This window comes from Halobacillus sp. SY10 (genome assembly GCF_045401165.1).
Taxonomy (GTDB): domain Bacteria; phylum Bacillota; class Bacilli; order Bacillales; family Halobacillaceae; genus Halobacillus; species Halobacillus aidingensis.
The window spans coordinates 1,682,692-1,700,934 of record NZ_CP174345.1; the positions used below are offsets into that span (position 1 = coordinate 1,682,692).

14 protein-coding genes are annotated in these 18,243 nt (G+C 45.9%); 10 read left to right on the top strand and 4 right to left on the bottom strand.

All coding sequences use genetic code 11. The features are described 5' to 3' along the window. The first annotated feature begins 64 nt into the window (after positions 1–64). The 9 genes from ACJA3J_RS08645 to ACJA3J_RS08685 all read left to right on the top strand — a co-directional run bounded on the left by ACJA3J_RS08645 (position 65) and on the right by ACJA3J_RS08685 (position 11,663). A protein-coding gene (locus tag ACJA3J_RS08645) for an IS3 family transposase (RefSeq protein WP_406946044.1) occupies positions 65–1,404 on the top strand; the annotation gives its coding sequence in 2 pieces (ribosomal slippage) (positions 65–518 and positions 518–1,404; 1,341 coding nt in all). A gap of 338 nt (positions 1,405–1,742) precedes the next feature. Further along, entirely contained in the window at positions 1,743–1,958 is a 216-nt protein-coding gene (locus tag ACJA3J_RS08650; RefSeq protein ID WP_406946045.1) for a hypothetical protein, read from the top strand. A gap of 186 nt (positions 1,959–2,144) precedes the next feature. Continuing rightward, entirely contained in the window at positions 2,145–2,969 is an 825-nt protein-coding gene (locus ACJA3J_RS08655) for an ABC transporter ATP-binding protein (RefSeq protein ID WP_089651076.1), read from the top strand. A 151-nt stretch (positions 2,970–3,120) separates the two neighbouring features. Continuing rightward, a complete protein-coding gene (locus ACJA3J_RS08660; RefSeq protein WP_406946046.1) occupies positions 3,121–4,155 on the top strand; it encodes a DUF2332 domain-containing protein in 1,035 nt (344 codons plus the stop codon). A 32-nt stretch (positions 4,156–4,187) separates the two neighbouring features. Next, positions 4,188–4,949, top strand: a complete 762-nt coding sequence (locus ACJA3J_RS08665; protein WP_089651077.1) for a phosphotransferase family protein — start codon at positions 4,188–4,190, stop codon at positions 4,947–4,949. Positions 4,950–5,575: 626 nt separating this feature from the next. Continuing rightward, the gene (locus ACJA3J_RS08670) at positions 5,576–7,507 is read left to right on the top strand and encodes a bacteriocin maturation protein (RefSeq protein WP_406946047.1); all 1,932 of its coding nucleotides are present in this window, start codon (positions 5,576–5,578) and stop codon (positions 7,505–7,507) included. Then, the gene (locus ACJA3J_RS08675) at positions 7,504–9,450 is read left to right on the top strand and encodes a TOMM precursor leader peptide-binding protein (protein WP_406946048.1); all 1,947 of its coding nucleotides are present in this window, start codon (positions 7,504–7,506) and stop codon (positions 9,448–9,450) included. The genes ACJA3J_RS08670 and ACJA3J_RS08675 overlap by 4 nt, the downstream gene beginning before the upstream one ends. A 19-nt stretch (positions 9,451–9,469) precedes the next feature. Next, on the top strand, positions 9,470–11,011 hold the full coding sequence (locus tag ACJA3J_RS08680; protein ID WP_406946049.1) for a SagB family peptide dehydrogenase: 1,542 nt from the start codon (positions 9,470–9,472) through the stop codon (positions 11,009–11,011). A 193-nt stretch (positions 11,012–11,204) separates the two neighbouring features. Continuing rightward, complete coding sequence (locus ACJA3J_RS08685) at positions 11,205–11,663, top strand: DinB family protein (protein ID WP_406946050.1); 459 nt, start codon at positions 11,205–11,207, stop codon at positions 11,661–11,663. Positions 11,664–11,823: 160 nt separating this feature from the next. Here the strand turns inward: ACJA3J_RS08685 and fdhA are convergent, their stop codons facing one another. From fdhA to ACJA3J_RS08700, 3 genes are all read right to left on the bottom strand, one after another. Continuing rightward, the gene (gene fdhA, locus ACJA3J_RS08690) at positions 11,824–13,035 is read right to left on the bottom strand and encodes a formaldehyde dehydrogenase, glutathione-independent (protein WP_406946051.1); all 1,212 of its coding nucleotides are present in this window, start codon (positions 13,033–13,035) and stop codon (positions 11,824–11,826) included. Between the two features lie 189 nt (positions 13,036–13,224). After that, a complete protein-coding gene (locus ACJA3J_RS08695; protein WP_406946052.1) occupies positions 13,225–14,451 on the bottom strand; it encodes an MFS transporter in 1,227 nt (408 codons plus the stop codon). A gap of 715 nt (positions 14,452–15,166) precedes the next feature. Then, positions 15,167–15,826: an ArsR/SmtB family transcription factor gene (locus ACJA3J_RS08700; RefSeq protein ID WP_406946053.1), complete on the bottom strand. Its 660-nt coding sequence runs from the start codon at positions 15,824–15,826 to the stop codon at positions 15,167–15,169. A 238-nt stretch (positions 15,827–16,064) separates the two neighbouring features. Here ACJA3J_RS08700 and ACJA3J_RS08705 point away from each other — a divergent pair, with 238 nt between their 5' ends. Next, positions 16,065–17,330, top strand: a complete 1,266-nt coding sequence (locus ACJA3J_RS08705; RefSeq protein ID WP_406946054.1) for an MFS transporter — start codon at positions 16,065–16,067, stop codon at positions 17,328–17,330. 61 nt (positions 17,331–17,391) lie between these two features. On the opposite strand, the gene ACJA3J_RS08710 is transcribed toward ACJA3J_RS08705, so the two are convergent. After that, on the bottom strand, positions 17,392–18,153 hold the full coding sequence (locus tag ACJA3J_RS08710; protein ID WP_406946055.1) for an MBL fold metallo-hydrolase: 762 nt from the start codon (positions 18,151–18,153) through the stop codon (positions 17,392–17,394). Positions 18,154–18,243: the final 90 nt, after the last annotated feature.

Here is an 18,243-nt window from a genome sequence, read left to right on the forward strand (position 1 = left end):
GGCGTAGTGAAGTGACCCCCAAGAGTTGGACACTTATCTAGCTCTGAGTTAAGGGGGGTTCACCTTGAAAAAATTTACGAAAGAAGACAAATTCCAAGCCGTTCGTCGATATATGGATGAAACGATAAGCTACCGTCACCTTGCTAACGAGATTGGCGTAGACAACTCCGCTCTACGTTATTGGGTCAAATTATATGAGTATCATGGCAATCAAGCTTTTGCGTGTCCCTATACAAACTATTCCTCAGACTTTAAACTGAAGGTAATTCAATGGATTAAAGACGAAGGGTATTCCATTCGCGAGGCCTCAGCTCTCTTCCATATCCCTGATTATTCAATGGTCCGAAGATGGATCGTGAAATGGAAGAATGGCGGTGTGGAAGCCCTGGAGTCCAAACGAAAGGGGAACGTTCCAGTGCCGCATAATAAGAACCCAAAAACGAAGAAGACGTTTAAATCCGTAGAGGAAGAAGTGGAATACCTAAGAATGGAGAACGCGTATTTAAAAAAGTTGAAAGCCTTAGTGGAAGAAGAGGACCGCAATTCAAAAGGCAACAAGCGCAAATCATCTTCGAACTAAGGCATGACTTCCCCGTGAAACAATTAGTGGACGTGGCCGGCCTTTCACGCAGTACGTATTACCACCAAATTAGCCAAATGAGTAAGCCGGATCCAGACCGGGATTTGAAAGAAAAGATTCGTACCATTTTTCACCGAGAAGACGGTACGTACGGATACCGACGTATCCAGAATGAGCTTGAAAATCAAGGAATACCAATCAATCATAAAAAAGTGTATCGACTGATGAAAGAGTTAGGTCTTCGTTGTCTCGTGCGTATGAAGAAATATTCATCTTATAAAGGCCAAGTCGGAAAAGTAGCTGAAAACATCTTAAATCGAAATTTCCAAGCAGAGAAACCGAATCAAAAATGGGTGACGGATATTACAGAGTTTAAGCTATTCGGCCAAAAGCTTTACCTTTCCCCGATTCTTGACCTTTTCAATGGAGAAATTATTACGTACACGCTAGGAACACGCCCGACCTATACCCTCGTTGGAGAGATGTTAGAAAAAGGACTTGAACGCTTGAAAGACACAGATGAATTACTGATCCATTCCGATCAAGGATGGCATTATCAAATGAAACAATATCGAGACCGTCTACAAAAAGCAGGCATTACACAAAGTATGTCACGTAAGGGCAACTGCCACGATAATGCCGTCATAGAAAATTTCTTTGGAATTATGAAATCCGAGTTCCTTTATCATAAAGCGTTTGAAAGTGTTGAGCACTTCAAGCAGGAGCTCTCAACATTTATGAAAAAATACAACAATACCAGAATCAAGTCTAAACTAAGGATGAGCCCGGTCCAATTCCGCAATAAGCATCAAGCAACAGCCTAATTACATAGTGTCCAATTTTATGGGGTCAGTACATAGCCTGAGGAGGCTCAGCGCCCGCCCCATGGAAAGTGTTCAAATGCGGAATCGTCCTGGTAGACACGACTGGCATAAGCAGAACAGCAAAGGAATGTGCCCTTTCATTCCTTTGCTGTTCTGCTTATGACGCGAGTGTCTGGACGATGGAGCAAGACGAACCTTTTCCCGCAGCCCCTAGAACCCCACAAACATCTCGGAATCAAGTCTTCAAGAATAATGCCATATACTTAAAGAAATTTAATGTGTAAAAAAGAATAGATTTGGAGTATTCGTGCCACTCTAGAATAAAGGAGTGGACACGGATGACGAAAGAACAAATGCAGGAAGTGTTTGAAACCTACGGACATGGAGAGATGTACACCCGTTTTCAAACCCCTTTATACGTGACAGGGTTACTGGATGAAGTGGAGGAGGAGCAGTTGGAGGATTTTTTCGATCATATCGAAATATCCCCACACGCATTTTTTGATGAATTTCGATTCTGGTTCCAATATTTTTCTGTAACACAAAGATCTTGATGAAGGGAACAGCTATAAGCTAGACGATAAGAAGTCCTTTTCCAGAGGGCTTCTTTTTTTGCATGTTCTTCCTTGACGAAAAAATAATTTCCGTATACGATTAATTGAGAATGATTATTACTATCTAACTTGAACGGATATAGAACATGCAAGCGCATGCAAATAGAAAAGGTGAGGTGCACAACAATGGTGAGAATGTCCATGCAGGACTTAGGCATTGCCTATGGTGAAGTGAAAATTGTCGAAGATTTGAACTTACATATCCCTGAAGGCGAAATCACGACGATCATCGGTCCGAACGGCTGCGGGAAGTCGACGATACTAAAAACGATGTCGCGCTTGCTTGAGCCGAAGTCGGGGGTTGTCTATTTGGACGGAAAAGCGATTCATAAAGAATCGACCAAGCAGATTGCCAAGAAGATGGCGGTTCTTCCCCAAACTCCGCAGGCACCGAGTGGATTGACGGTTTATGAACTCGTTTCTTACGGGCGTTTCCCACACCAGCGTGGATTCGGGAAATTGACGGACGAAGACCGTGATATTATTCAGTGGGCGCTTGAAGTAACAGGGGTCCTCCAATTTTCTGAACGTCCGATCGACGCTTTATCCGGTGGGCAGCGTCAAAAGGTATGGATCGCGATGGCTTTAGCACAAGGCACGGATTTACTGCTTTTGGATGAACCGACGACCTATCTGGACCTCGCTCACCAGCTTGAAGTGCTCACTCTTTTGGAAAAATTGAACAAAGAAGAAGGCCGCACGATTGTGATGGTGCTCCACGACTTGAACCACGCGGCACGTTTTGCCGATCATTTAGTTGCGCTGAATGGTGGCAAGATCATCAAGGAAGGAACAGCTCATGAGGTCATGACTTCTTCTGTTCTAAGACGTGTGTTCAACATTGATGCAGCCATTGTCACTGACCCACGCACCCACCGTCCTGCGCTGATTACTTATGATTTGATTGGACAGGAAAAGGAACAAAAAGAGCCTGTTAGTATATATGGATAAGACGTAAAGCCTGGAGAATCGACCTCCAGGCTTTTTTTATATTTTGCAGGAAGCATTTCTTTCTGAAGAAATAAGGATGTGTTATGTTTTAAAAGAGAACATTTTCCATAATCAGGATTTTAAAAATATTATTTTAACAGGAGGAAATGGTGTGAAAACATTACCCATCGCGGACTTATTTAAAGATTTCGCCACGAACGAGTGTGAAGGCTCAAGTGAACTTTATAAACAGTTATCTCTACATATTGCTGAAGATGAGAAAATCCTGCAACTATGCCGGCATACAAGAGAATCACAACCCGTCCCCAATCTGCTTTTCGGTGCTGTTCATTATTTGCTGCTGCAAGGAAATCATCATGAACTGGAAACCTTTTACCCTAGCCTCACGAAATCTCCTGATCTAACTCAAAACCCTTTCCCTTTCTTCCAATCCTTTTGTAAAGAAAATAGAGAAGCCATCATCACCATACTTGAAACGAAGCGTGTACAGACAAACGAAGTCCGCCGGTGCGCCTATCTCTATCCTGTTTTCTGCACCATCCACGAACAGACAAAGAAACCTCTCTCCCTCATAGAGATCGGAACAAGCGCCGGGCTACAATTGCTGTGGGACAAATACAGTTATTCCTATGGAGATCATGAAATTTACGGGAATCCATCCTCCCTCGTCCAGCTCCATTCGAAAGTAAGGCGAGGCACACTGTCGCCGGAGGTCATGAAATCACCACCTCCCGTGGAAAAACGGATAGGCGTTGATCTCCATGTCAGTGATTTAACAAAAGAAGAGGATGTTCAATGGCTGAAAGCTCTCATATGGCCGGAGCACGAAGAACGTAGAAGGAACTTTGAAACGGCCGTCCGACAGTTTAGAACGTCCCCACCTACAATGATGGAAGGTGATGGAGTGGCCCTGCTTCCGCGCGTTGCTGAGGATATTCCGCATAACTCTACTCTATGTATCTATCATACTCATGTAGCCAACCAAATGCCTGAGAATGTAAAAGAAGACCTTCTTCAAAAAGTGGAGGAAATAGGACAAGGAAGAGACGTCTTCCATATTTATAACAATATCCATGACAGAAGAAAGCTTCATGTGGATTCCTATTTGAAGGGAAGCTTTAAGACGCAGACGATCGGTGAAACGGATGGCCATGGACGGTGGTTTGATTGGGAACTGCAGAATTAGGAGGAGTGCAATGTGATAAGAGGAGTACATGTATGAATATTGTTGATTTAGGCGCACCATTTGCAGCAGGGAATACAGCAGAGGTGTATCTTTTTAAAAACAAGGTTGTCAAAATATTCAAAGAGTATTTGCCGGATTCGGAAGCTGTGAACGAGGCTCAAAAACAGAAGTATGCTCATTACTGCGGGCTTTTTGTGCCAAAGGTTCTTGAAGTCACAAAAGTAGATGGCAGACAAGCGCTGATCATGGAATATGTTCAGGGCGAAACGGTGGGCCATCTCATCTCCCAACACCCGGAACAGGTGGAGTATTATATGAATCTTTCTATAGATTTACAGCAAAACATTCATGAGCACGAAGCACACTCTATGGAATCTATGCAAGAGAAACTGAGTCGACAAATAAAAGAAGCCCCTCGTTTGGAATTCAGTCTGAAAAAGGAATTATTGGGTCAGTTGAATGCCATGACATATGAGAAGAAACTCTGTCATGGGGACTTTCATTTTTTTAATTTGATTCAATCAGGGAATGAAGCTGCTGTCATCGATTGGGTGGATGCAAGTGCAGGGGATATTCGCGCTGATATTTATAGAACGTACCTTTTATATTCACAAGTTTCAATAAAATGGGCAGAAATGTACATTGAGCTGTATTGTAAGAAAACTGGCCTCTCCAAAGATGAAATTTTCCGATGGGCGCCAATTATTGCTGCCGCAAGATTGTCTGAATCAGTATCTGCTGAAGAAGGCAGCAGGTTAGTGGAACTTGTCAATCACTATTACGATCGATTATAAATGGTATTTTGAATGATCTTTCATCACCTTCTGCCGCCACTTTGTTATCACTTTAACAGGGTGGGGGCAGGCACCGGCCACTTTCCTGAACAGTAACAATATATAGGCTTTCTTCATACGTTGTTGTGAACGTAGTGCTTTGTGTTTTTTGTGCACAAAGGATGGAATGATGGAGGGGAAACAAAGTGAATGAGTTTCAAAATCAAATTCAAAACTTAGACGTCGGTGAATATCGGGCTCAACAGTTGGTCCCGAGTCAGCAGCAGGAAGTTTATTCGAATGACGCACGTCTGTGTGTGGGGCTTGGGTTCGGAATCGGAGGATGTTTCGGCTGTTTCAGTTGCTTTGGTTGTGGCGGATGTGGAGGCTGCGCCCGTTGCGCGGGATGTGGCGGTTGTGCGCGCTGTGCGGGATGCGGCGGCTGCGCTCGTTGTGCAGGATGCGCCCGTTGTGGGGGTCGCTGCGGAGGACGCTGATCCATCGACCCGGACGGACATAATAAAAGAGAATGCTCACCCCTGTTGGATATTCCGACAGGGGTTCTTCCGTGTTGTCCACGCATAACTCCGGTGTCGGCATACATAAAATCGGTTAGGAAGTCACCTTAGCGGGCAAGGAGGAACGTCATGACAAAGGTCCAACCTTCCATGTGCTTGAAAGTCAAAAAGGGCACGTTTTTTATGCCGGAGACCGATCGTGTTTATTTCAGAAACAATGCGGGTTCTTTCCGTATGGAAGGCCCGATGATCCAGCAATGGATTGAAAAACTCATCCCGATGCTGAACGGAAGTCATTCTATGGAAAGTCTGACAGACGGCTTACCGAATCCTTATCGCGAACGGCTTTATGAAATTATCGACACCCTTTATCAGAATGGATTCCTTTTAGATGTCAGTCAGGTACGGCCTCACGACTTGAGAGAGCAGGTGGTGGGAGCATTCGCGTCTCAAATCGAATACTTAGAAAGTTTCGTTGCTTCCCCTGCATACCATTTTCAGCAGTTTCGTCAGAAAAAAGTGTTAGCCATCGGTGAGGGGACGATGGTGACCGGGCTTGTTTCCGCTATGCTTCAATCTGGGTTGGCGGACGTTTCTGTCTTTCTCACAGGTCCCAAGAAGACAAACGTACACCGGTTATCGGAATTAGAAACAGCAGCCAGAAAAATTGACCCTGACGTATCGGTGAATATCTTTGTTGAAAAGGAGTCCTTTTCCTGGGCTGAGGAGATCGATTCTTATGATGCGGTTCTCTACGTATCTCAAGAAGGGAAGGTGGAAGAGCTTCAGAGCATCATGAACCAATGTCTGGAAAAGAAGAAAGGCTTCCTTCCGGCTATGATTCTAGGAGATTATGGAATCGCAGGGCCCTATATAGATGAAGCTTCAGACAAAGCTTGGGAATCGGCCTGGCGGAGCCTGCCCCATCATATGAAAAGCGGATCCCCGTCCTTGAATGCTTCGAGTCCTGCTCAATCCATGCTTTCCACGATCCTGGTATTTGAACTGTTCAAGAAAATGACAGGAATCAAGGAGCCTCATCAGACCAATCACGTCTATCTGATGAACTTGGAAACCCTTGAGGGAAGGTGGCATCCTTTTAAACCGCATCCACTCGCGACAAAGAGTATTTCAACGGAAAAAATGAACCCTGGAGGAGAAGGCTCGACTCAAAAGAAAGACCAGAACGAATGGCTGTACTATTTTAGTGAGTTAACGGCAAGCCCTTTAGGAATCTTTCATCATTGGGAAGAAAAGGACCTGGAACAGAACCCTCTTTCCCAATGTGCCGTTCAAGTGGTCCATGTCCGGACACAGCAGTTGAATCCAGAGATCATTGCCGGTGGGAGAACCCATGAAGAGGCAAGACGGGAAGCGGCTCTCATGGGGGTGGAAGCGTATGTGAAGCCTCTGAAAAGGGATATCTTACAAAGTTTTGACCCTCATGCAGAGGAACCGCAAACGGTTTCTGAAAATACCTTCCACATCGGTGCCGGAGAAACTCGAACAGAAGCCTGCCTCAGGGCTTTGCAAAAAGTGGTTGAAAACGTATGGATGATGCAGGACCATCACAAAGTCAAAAAAGCAAGAAAGATTACGTTAAACAAGATCGAAGATGAGCATTGCCGCTATTATTGGCAGGTTCTCAAGACGATGGATAAGGAACCGGAACTTGCCATTTCAGAAGATGGTTTCGGATTTCCTGTGGTGTGGGTGAAAACGCTCAACAGCAAATGGCGGGGGACGATCGCTCTGGATCAGACACTGGCTGTCCGCCAGGCGTTACTCCTTCTCGTCATGGAACAGCAAAATCATGGCCTTCCCTCTGCTTATTCTTTCCTTTCTTGCTCTCAGCTCTATTTTGAAAATGAATCCCCAGACGTTTTTGACCTTCCTTCTATGGAAGCGGAAGATAATCAAAAGCTCCTTCGTAGTGCAGTCGCGCAGCTCGAAAAACGACGAAACAAACCTTCCTTCGTCAAAATTTCCATGGATCCTTTCGAGAGGGACGGGATGATCGAGCTTTACGGGGTATGGGTGGATAAGGAGGAAAGCCAATGAGCGCTTTGATTACGGCGGTAGGCGAAGGCGTTCTGCTTGATTGCGTCGTCAAGGAACTGAAAGCGGATTATGAAGTGACCTGTATCTCAAGTTTTGAAAAAAAAGTTCCGGATAACACGGATTTGCTTGTTGTATTAGAGGACGGCTGGAATCCGGGGACCTCTCTCATGGGAGAAAGAATCGCCAGGGAATATGGCATCGATTGGCTGAGAGGCTTTGTTGCTTTTGGTGAAGGAGTCATCGGCCCGTTTGTGCGCCCAGGGGATGAGGGATGTTCGCAGTGTGCGGATTTGAGAAGAGTCATGACAGCGAGCGATCGCGAAGACCTCTGGAACATTCAACAGACACTTGTGGAGGATACACGGGCAAGACAGGATGAATGGGTTTCACTGAACGGGGTCATGCAGATGACGTGTTTTATCAAAAATGAGGTCCAGCGTTGGAGCGAAGGGAAACGCGTCTTAACAGAACAAGCCGTCCATCTGGTCAACATGAAGACATTGGAAAGCTCCCGTCATCTCTTTTTACCAGATTCGCAATGTCCGTATTGCGGCAGAGTCGTAGAGGATTCCCCTTACCTTGCTGAGGTCCCCATGATGCCGAGTATGAAAATCACGGAAGGCAGTTACCGAACAAGGTCGATGGAAGATTTGAGCAACTTTCTGACCAAGGATTACCTCGACCCGCGTACAGGAATTCTCAATCATAAAATGATCGATTTTGAGACACCGTTCGCTGATGTGATCGTGAATCTTCCGCTCATGAACGGCAATGAAGGATCGGCAGGGAGGACGAATTCCTATGCTGCCAGTGAAAGGACCGCCATCCTGGAAGGTTTGGAACGCTTTTGTGGAATGGATCCGAAAGGGAAAAGAACGCGTGTGTATGACAGTTACAGCAACCTACGCTCAGCGCTTAACCCTCTGGATGTCGGTATTCACTCTGATGCACAGTATGCAAAAAAAGATTTTCCTTTCACCCCCTACCATCCGGATAAAAAAATGAACTGGGTGTGGGGGTATTCGTTATTGCAGGAAAAGCCGATCTTAGTGCCGGAAAGGCTTGCCTATTACAGCATGGGCTGCGGGGGCGGGTACATTTTTGAAACCTCCAACGGATGTGCCATCGGAGGAAGCAGGGAAGAAGCCGTTTTCCATGGAATCATGGAAGTCCTGGAGCGCGATTCTTTTCTCATGTCCTGGTATGCAGAACTTCCTCTTCCGCGCATAGATCCATATTCATCCGGTGATCAGGAACTGCATTTGATGATCGACCGGATGAAAGAGGTCGCAGGCTACGACCTTTATTTATATAACGCGACGATGGAACACGGCATTCCTTGTATTCTGACCATCATCAAAAACAGAAAGGCGGATTCGGGGGATTTGAACCTGATCTGTGCCGCCGGGGCCCACCTGGATCCTGTCAAAGCAGTGAAAAGTGCCGTATTTGAAAGTGTCGGCATGATCGAGCCTTTAAATAAAGAATTCAAAAAGAATAAAGAGACGTTTAGGAAAATGCTTCACGATTCTTTCCTTGTGAAGAAAATGGATGATCACGGGATGGTGTATGGACTTCCTGAAGCAGAAGAACGCCTCGGCTTTTTGCTGCATCAGGACCGCCCTCTCCAAACGTTTGAAGAAGCTTTCCATCGGAAGCGGACTCATCCTGATCTGACCGAAGATTTAAAGGAGATTCTGGAAGTTTTGCGAAATTTGAATTTGGATGTCATCGTTGTCGACCAGACGACTTCCGAATTAGAAAGGAATGGACTGCACTGCGTCAAAGTTATAATCCCGGGCATGCTGCCGATGACTTTCGGACATCACCTCAGACGTCTTGAGGGGTTGAACAGAGTTTTCGAGGTGCCGAAAAAGCTTGGTTATACCGATCGGAATCTCACTCCAGAGGATCTTAACCCATATCCGCATCCATTTCCTTGATGGCTGAAGGAGGCTTGTGATGGATCTTGACAGGTTCTTGCATAATTTACAATTTCAGAGTGAGCGGGTTATCCCGGCCGATTGGAAAGCGGTATGGGAGGATGCTCCGCTCCCTTATAAACTCTACGAGCATTTACAGGAGGTTCCGCTTGACAGTGAAATTCCGCTGTCGTTACAGGAAGATGATTTAGCTTCAAAGAGTGAACGTACGAGGCTCAGCGCTTTTCTCTGGTACACGTACGGGCTTGCCCGCTACAGTGAAACCGCAGCCCCCTCAGCAGACGGGTCCCACCCCGAAACCATCCATGCCTTCCGACGGTTTGTCCCTTCGGGGGGAGGGTTGTATCCGAGTGAATTGTATATGTATTTAAAAATGGAAGGGTTCCCGGACGGCGTCTACCATTATGATGCCGCACACCACCGTCTGCTTTTGATTCGTGAGGGGCATTTCGATGCTTTTATAACAGAGGCACTTGGAAACCGCTCTGATCTCTCCGAAGCGAAGGGTGTACTGTTCGTGACGACGATGTTCTGGAAAAACTTTTTCAAATACAACCACTTCGCCTATCGTCTTCAAGGCCTCGATGCAGGGGCACTGCTCGTTCAATGCCGGGAAGTGGGTTCATGTGCACGGTTTTTTACTAACGTACACTTTCAATTTGTAGATCGCTCCATCAATCACCTGCTTGGCCTGGATGACGAGGAGGAGAGCACCTATGCTGTTATTCCATTTACAGATCGGACCTCTTCCTTTTTTAATCAATGGTCAGCAACTGAAGGGGGCAGAGAAATCCCCGCCGTTCACACGAGCCATTATCAACGTTCAAACAAGGTTCTGGACTTCCCGTACATTAAAAAAATGAACCAGCATTCCATGTTCGACTCTCCAGCGCAGTTTGGGCTTTTAAAAGAAAAAGAAGAGGTTCGGGATTTTTACCGCAGCCACCCGTTACCGGAAGTTGAACCATTGGCCTACGACCTAGCTGAGGTCTGCCGGAAGCGGCACTCGCCAGAACTGGACTTTATCAAACAAACGATTCCATTAAAGAAGCTCGCTTTGCTTCTTAAAGAGTCAGTCCAAACATCCCATACAGACCTTTATTCAAAAAGCTGCCGATCCTCTCTTACTATTTATGGATGTTTCCATGGTGTGGAAGGGTTGGCTGACGGCGCCTATCGATATCATGCGCGGACCCATTCGTTGATTGAAATACATCAAGGTGATTTCCGTCTCCCGTTGCAGAAAGCGATGAAAGTCGATAACGTCAATCTCCATCAAGTGCCGATCTGTTTTCATATCGTAGGTGAACGAACCCATTACAAAAAGGAACTCGGGTACAGGGGATACCGGATTCAGCAGATGGAAGCAGGCATGCTCCTTCAAAAATTGTTGTTAACCGCCAGTGCCCTTGGTATGAACGGCCATCCGCTGCTTGGGTATGATGGGAAGGCTTGTGATCAGATGTATCAGCTGGAGAGCTCCGGAGAAACGACGCTCATTCAAATTCCTGTTGGTTTTTATCAACCGAGAAGCTGGCTTGTTGGTAATATGCATACTTAAATATAAAGAACATGACCCTTTTCACAAAGAGAAATCTCCTGAAAGATAAACAGGAGATTTCTGTTTTTTAATCTGGAAATATAGTGTGAAATGTCCTGTCTTACTGGACAGGCCATGGTCTTTGACCCGAGCAGTTTAGTTGTGAATAGCAGGGGAGGCAGCTAGAATAATAGGGAAGAAGGGAGATGTTCATATGAATGAAGAACAGCTGTTTAAACAAATTAACTTGGTAAGACAAGCAACATTAAAGATATTGGAAAGTGTCACAGAGGAAGAGGCAGATGAACAACCAGAAGGATTCAAAAACACGATCCGCTGGAACCTTGGACACATATACGTGGTGCAAAATTCATTGCTGGCTAAATTTGGAGGCAAAACTATTGAAACCCCATCCCGTTACATAGAGTTGTTCGCACCAGGAACAAAACCAGCTGATTGGCAGGGGGAGGTTCCTTCTCTTGATGAGCTGAAGCAAGTGCTTCAGGAGCAGCCGGTGCAACTGAAGGAATTACTGACTGGACAGTTGGAAGACGAAGCGGCACAAGCTTTCTTATCTTTGCCAACGGTAGGAGAAATCCTTAACTTCACCTTATACCATGAAGGAGTCCATACCGGTACAGTGAAAGCATTGAAAGAAAAGGTAGCCACATGAATGATGGGGGGAAGCTGACTAGATGTACTAGTCAGCTTTTTTTGATATTTATTCTTTTTTTATGGCGCCCCGTATGTAGAGAACCCATTCATACTTAGGCAGGGTGCCGAAAAGGTGAAAAACGTCTCTATCCTATATAGAGGATAGAGACGTTCAATCATTAGCTGCGGATCAGGTTGTGCGGGTCAAGAACGAACTTTTTCGCTACCCCACTGTCAAATTCTTCATAACCACGCGGAGCGTCTTCTAAACGAATCACTGTAGCATTTACGGCTTTTGCGATGTCTGCTTTTCCTTTCAAAATCGACATCATTAATCCGTGATGATATTGCATGACGGGTGTTTGACCTGTGGCAAATGATTGAGCTTTCGCCCACCCGAGACCGAAGTCAAGCTTCAATGAGCCTCTGCGGGCATCTTCATCAGAGGCGCCGGGGTCTTCGGTTACATAAAGACCGGGGATGCCTAAACCTCCGCCAGCTTTGGTCGCATCCATAATGTCATTAAGGACAGCGGCAGGAGCTTCCTGGTGGTTATGTCCATGAGCTTCGAAACCGACACAGTCCACGGCTGCATCCACCTCCGGAACACCGAGAATCTGCTCAATCTGTTTGGAAATGTCATCATGCTTACTGATGTTGATCGTTTCACAGCCAAAGCTGCGTGCCTGGGCCAACCGTTCTTCTATCAAATCCCCTACGATGACAACAGAAGCTCCAAGTAATTGGGCGGAGTGGGCGGCCGCTAAGCCTACAGGACCTGCACCGGCGACATAAACCGTCGATCCCATTTTCACTCCAGCTGTATAGGCGCCGTGAAATCCGGTAGGGAAGATGTCCGAAAGCATTGTGAGGTCTAGCATTTTTTCCATGGCTTCGTCTTTATCTGGGAATTTCAGTACTTGGAAATCGGCATAAGGAACCATGACATATTCAGCCTGTCCGCCGACCCAGCCTCCCATATCGACATAGCCATAAGCGGAACCCGGTCTGTCAGGGTTTACGTGTAAGCAAATGTGGGTTTTTCCTTCAATACAGTTCCGGCAGCGGCCACAGGCAATGTTAAAAGGAACCGAAACGAGGTCGCCCTTTTTGACAAACTCGACATCTCGTCCGGTTTCAATCACTTCACCTGTAATTTCATGTCCGAGCACAAGTCCTTCCGGAGCCGTCGTCCTTCCGCGGACCATGTGCTGATCACTCCCGCAAATATTCGTCGAAACCACTTTCAAAATAACCCCGTGTTCACATTTCCGGCCGACATTCTGCGGGTTTACACCTGGTCCGTCTCTAAGTACCAACTCTGGAAAATCAATCTCTTTCACCGTCACTCCACCATTTCCTGTGTACGCTACTGCCCGGTTATTTGTCATGCTTCTCCTCCTTAAGGGAAAATGAAATACCAAACGATACGTTCACGACACCTAAGCTGTGAGAAATAGAGGCAATAGTAAGAATATTCCCTTATTTTGGTATAGAAAACATAACTTTGGAATGTTTTGTCATAAAAAATGCCAACCCCGCTCTGCTTGAAAAATAACAGATCGGGGTTGGCATTTGTCTTACGCTGAAGATTGAAGCGTTTCCTTCATTTTCGTCCAGGCAATGATTCCAGCAAGGAGCGGGAGAAGGGCGACAAGACCGATAGCCCAGTCGACATTGATCATGTCAGCAATGATTCCGGCAAGGAGTGCACCAAAGGCGTAGCCACTGTCTCTCCAAAACCTGTAAACACCCATGGATGTGGCGCGCCATTCTGGATGGGCTACATCACTTATGGAAGCGAGAATGGTCGGATAAACCATGGCTGTACCTATACCAAGCAGGGCGGCACCGATGATCCAAAGGGAATAGCTATCCACGAGTAAGATGAACCATAACGCGAATGCCTGAACAAACATGCCCGGTACAATCAATTTTTTTCGTCCGATTTTATCGCTCCAAACCCCTGTGAATAATTGAAACAACCCCCAGGCTGCTGGATATACCGCAACCACCGTACCGATCTGACCGACACTCAAGCCACCAGCAGCAAGAAAGATCGGGAACAGTCCCCATGCCATGCCGTCTTTTAAGTTCGTCGTCAGACCAGCTAAGCTGTTGCTTGCTAAATCAGGGTTTTTCCATGAGGTACGCTTGAACACTTCCCAAGTGGAAACAGGGTCAGATTCGACCTTGTGTTGTTTTGCCTGTGTTTTCACATGCTGATCCGTATTTTGGACAATAAGAGATAAAATAAATCCAATGATGACGAGGACAATTCCAATGTAGAAGGGTTCCGGACTCAATGAATAAGTAGAAGCCACATACCCTGACACAACGGCCATAATCGCTACACCGATGTAGCCGGCAAATTCGTTGAAGCCGACAGCTAATCCCCGCTGTGTGGATTTAGCGAGATCGACCTTCATGTTTACGGTCATCGACCATGTGAGTGCTTGGTTAATCCCTAAAAAGATGTTGGCGACAATGACAACCCACCAGGCATGAGCGAAAATCACCAGGATCGGAACGATTAACCCGATTCCCCAGCCAACGAGCAGCACCTGTTTTCTTCCCATCCGATCGGCCAGGTCCCCTGCGAAGAAATTGACGATCGCTTTTGAAAAACCAAAGCTGACAATAAAGGATAAGGCGGCACTCATGGATGCCAATCCGAATCGTTCTTCTCCTATAATCGGCAGAATGGTCCTTTCCAAACCGACCATAGACCCGACGAACAGGTTGATCACCACTAGTAATACAAATTGAACAATATTTTCTCTAACACCTACTTGCACATTTCTCATAGGGTATCCCTCCTTTAAAAGGACCTGATGGAGTCAATCAGGTGCTTTATTTTTTTCGTTGCTAATAATTAGTTATTAAAGGATTTGGCATTATTGGTTAAGATTCAGTTTCGAGATGGTTTTGTGATTCTAGGAGCTCCGGGAAACAGTTCGCTTTCCATGGGGCGGGCGCTGAGCCTCCTCAGGCTACGCCTTCCGGGGTCTCAGCTTTCCCGCACAACCCATAGGAGTCTCACCGTTTCCCTCCGCCCCTTTACCATATGAGGTTCTCGAAATCCCTCTTATAGGACCCTGCCTAGTTGTCGCTTTCCACGAGAGTTTTCTCAATCCCTTTGCCATATCAATGTCTCGAAACCACTTTTGAAAACAGATTGTATGATAGAAGGATGCGGATCATAAACACCTCTTCCCACTAGGAATTTAGAACGTAAAAGCAAGTTCAGAAGTGCTTTATACTAATAGTACCGGGTTAGTGGAAGACACTCTTTTGAGGTATTGAGGTTCGTTTCTCACATACATCGAATGGGGTGGTTGGGAAGCTGCGAGACTCCCGTGGGAATGGATTGGCTGGCGAGACCCCACAGAGCGAAGCTCGAGGAGGCTTGCCGTCATCCCCACAGGAAAGCGAGTAGCTTCCCAACCACCCCTGAATCCCAATAAGGCAACGAACCCGAAAACATCTCGAAATGGAGTCTTCCACAACCGGGCTTACGGTTTAGTGGGTATGCTGTTCTTTATATTGGTTCCACTCATGAATACCTGCTTCCAAACGGGCGGCATCAAAGCCTTCTGCTTTCAAATACTCCACCGCTTCGGTTGCATAGACACAGTATGGACCGCGGCAGTATGCAATCACTTTTTTATCCTTCGGAAGATTACGGATATAATCATTCAACTCTTCCATAGGGATGGAAATCGCTCCATCCAGATGGCCGCTTAAATACTCTGCTTTCGGGCGGACATCAATCAGTATGTGGCTTTCCTCTTTCTTGCGTTCGACCCAGTCCTCAAGCTCCAGTGTTTCCAGATCTTCGCCTCTTTTTATAAAGCTTTCCCGTAAAAGATTCACATCAGCCATTTGTGCTTCGGCGATGGATTTTAAGGAGAAAAGAAGGTCCGTGACTTCAGGGTTTGCGAGTTGATAAATGACATAATTTTTTTCCTTTTTATAACTCACTAAACGAGCGTCCAGTAATGCCTGTAAGTGTTTTGATGTATTAGCCATAGACATTTTCGTTTCTTTGGATAACCCTTCGACCGATTTCGGTGATTGAGAAAGCAAATCGAGCAGTTCCAATCGTTTCGGGCTGGATAAAACTTTTCCAATCCGGGCGAATTCATTGTAGATGGTATCTTTGAATGATCTTGCATCCATGTTTACACTCCATCTCCTTACATTTAACTATTTAACTGAATGGTTGAATAATATCATTAGGGAATGTGTAATGTAAAGAATCATGATCAAGAAGGGGGAAGAAGATGTACTTTATTGGTGGTTTAAAAAGATTGACAATCGATCCATTTCTCACTAATATACAACTATTCAATTATTTAGTTGAATGCAAGAGCTGCTTCGTTTTGTTATTAATGTTTCAAAGAGGGAAGGTGTGGAGATGTCCGGAAGCATCAAGGATCCCGTTCAGGATTACATAGCTTCTCCTGAGCAGTTAAAAAGAATGTATAGAAAAGTATTGGTTGTTGTGAGTATATCGCAAATATTTGGTGGCGCTGGTCTTGCGGCGGGGATTACCGTTGGGGCTTTGTTAGCACAGGAGATGCTCGGTACGGATGCTTTTGCTGGGGTTCCGGCCGCTTTATTCACTTTAGGATCGGCGGGAGCCGCTTTAATCGTCGGAAGACTTTCTCAGCGGTATGGACGTCGCACAGGTTTATCGGCAGGGTTTATTGTAGGCGGTCTTGGTTCGATCGGAGTAGTGTTTGCAGCCGTTTTCCATAGTGTCCTTCTCTTATTTGTTTCTCTTTTGATTTATGGTGCGGGTACGGCGACCAATTTGCAGGCCCGTTATGCAGGGACAGACCTGGCAAGTCAAAAGCAGCGGGCTACGGCTGTAAGTATTACAATGGTCATGACAACATTTGGAGCTGTAGCAGGACCGAATTTAGTCGGAATCATGGGGGAGATCGCTCGTTCCATCGGAATTCCAGCACTGGCAGGGCCATTTGTTTTATCGGCAGCGGCTTACATCCTGGCGGGCGCTGTGCTTTTTATGCTGCTCCGTCCGGATCCGCTGGATATGGCCAAAAAGATCGCTTCGTATAACAAAGAAAACAATCAACGCATGGGTTCGGATCTTATAAACAATCATTCAGACAAAAAAGGTCTTGCTGTCGGGGCGACGGTTATGGTGTTAACCCAGCTTGTAATGGTCGCCATCATGACGATGACCCCTGTCCATATGAAAAATCATGGACATGGTTTGAGTGAAGTGGGAATGGTCATCGGCTTTCATATTGGAGCGATGTATCTTCCATCCCTGATCACTGGGGTATTGGTTGATAAAATAGGGCGGACAGCTATGAGTATAGCTTCTGGTATCATATTATTACTGGCTGGTTTAGTAGCGGCTTCCGCACCTAGTGATTCTGTGTTTCTATTAATTGTCGCCCTTTCATTGTTGGGGTTGGGATGGAATTTCGGTTTGATCAGTGGTACCGCACAAGTTGTGGATTCGACTGTGCCTGCAACACGTGCGAAAACACAAGGGACCCTTGATGTGTTTATTGCCTTAGCCGGTGCTTCCGGAGGTGCGCTTTCGGGAATGGTAGCTGCGAATTCAAGTTTCGCCATTTTATCTATCGGAGGGGGCCTCTTATCGCTTCTTCTCATTCCAGTTGTCATCTGGTCCCGACGCCATTGAGTAGAAAAAAGGCCAGCGTCCCTGACGGATGGGATGCTGGCAAGACGAATAGAACGGTTCTTCAAAAGGAATACGAGTCCCCATCTTCGGGAATCCTGACATGTGTGTCCATTCCTGCCTCATTCGTATAATCTTTTAGTTCTTTTCTCGACAATGTCCAGTGGTTAACAGCTTCCATATGAACGACAATGATTTCGGCATCAGGGGAAGCTTTATGCACTTCGTGGATATCTTCTTTTCCCATGACAAGTGATCCCCCTTGATGGAATTGGTTATCCCCGCCATTGACTATGATAATATCCGGCTGGTGCTGATCGATTTCTTTTTGCACACCTTCATACCATACGGTGTCTCCTGCAACATATAATGTTTTTTCATCCGGGTGTTTGAAGATGACGCCACAGACTTTCCCGGCAAATTCGAGAATCTCACCCCTTCCATGTTCTCCAGCTGTCTTCGTTAATTGGATGCCATGAAAGCCTGTGTCTTCTGTAAGCACTTCAACATTTTGAAAACCGCTGTTGTTCACTTCAGCCGCATCTTCTGCATTTTGAACAAACATTTTCATATCTTTTGGCAGTACTTTTTTAGCTGCCTCATCGAAGTGATCCAAATGCAAATGGGTGACAATGACCGCATCCACATCCTTCATCCCTTGATCCAGTGAAGTGGGTAAATGAACCAATGGGTTATTTTGATCCTGGCGTACCGAATCAGGAAAGGGAGGGTAAGCACCTTTGTCTGCTAACATAGGGTCTATTAAAAACTTTTTATCTGCGTATTTTACGATAAGTGTCGCATTTCGAATGTGTGTGATCTCCATTTGAAAACTCCTTTTCTAAGGTCTACGTCTATTTTATACTTAGTTAAACAGAGAACGACATAGATAAAATCAAGTCTTTGTGTGTTTTTA

What these genes read in the sequence shown, in the direction of transcription:
- ACJA3J_RS08650 (WP_406946045.1), top strand. Translation starts at nt 1,743, where the DNA reads ATGACGAAAGAACAAATGCAGGAAGTGTTTGAAACCTACGGACATGGA.
- ACJA3J_RS08655 (WP_089651076.1), top strand. Translation starts at nt 2,145, where the DNA reads ATGGTGAGAATGTCCATGCAGGACTTAGGCATTGCCTATGGTGAAGTG.
- ACJA3J_RS08665 (WP_089651077.1), top strand. Translation starts at nt 4,188, where the DNA reads ATGAATATTGTTGATTTAGGCGCACCATTTGCAGCAGGGAATACAGCA.
- ACJA3J_RS08670 (WP_406946047.1), top strand. Translation starts at nt 5,576, where the DNA reads ATGACAAAGGTCCAACCTTCCATGTGCTTGAAAGTCAAAAAGGGCACG.
- ACJA3J_RS08675 (WP_406946048.1), top strand. Translation starts at nt 7,504, where the DNA reads ATGAGCGCTTTGATTACGGCGGTAGGCGAAGGCGTTCTGCTTGATTGC.
- ACJA3J_RS08680 (WP_406946049.1), top strand. Translation starts at nt 9,470, where the DNA reads ATGGATCTTGACAGGTTCTTGCATAATTTACAATTTCAGAGTGAGCGG.
- ACJA3J_RS08685 (WP_406946050.1), top strand. Translation starts at nt 11,205, where the DNA reads ATGAATGAAGAACAGCTGTTTAAACAAATTAACTTGGTAAGACAAGCA.
- fdhA (WP_406946051.1), bottom strand. Translation starts at nt 13,035, where the DNA reads ATGACAAATAACCGGGCAGTAGCGTACACAGGAAATGGTGGAGTGACG.
- ACJA3J_RS08695 (WP_406946052.1), bottom strand. Translation starts at nt 14,451, where the DNA reads ATGAGAAATGTGCAAGTAGGTGTTAGAGAAAATATTGTTCAATTTGTA.
- ACJA3J_RS08700 (WP_406946053.1), bottom strand. Translation starts at nt 15,826, where the DNA reads ATGGATGCAAGATCATTCAAAGATACCATCTACAATGAATTCGCCCGG.
- ACJA3J_RS08705 (WP_406946054.1), top strand. Translation starts at nt 16,065, where the DNA reads ATGTCCGGAAGCATCAAGGATCCCGTTCAGGATTACATAGCTTCTCCT.
- ACJA3J_RS08710 (WP_406946055.1), bottom strand. Translation starts at nt 18,153, where the DNA reads ATGGAGATCACACACATTCGAAATGCGACACTTATCGTAAAATACGCA.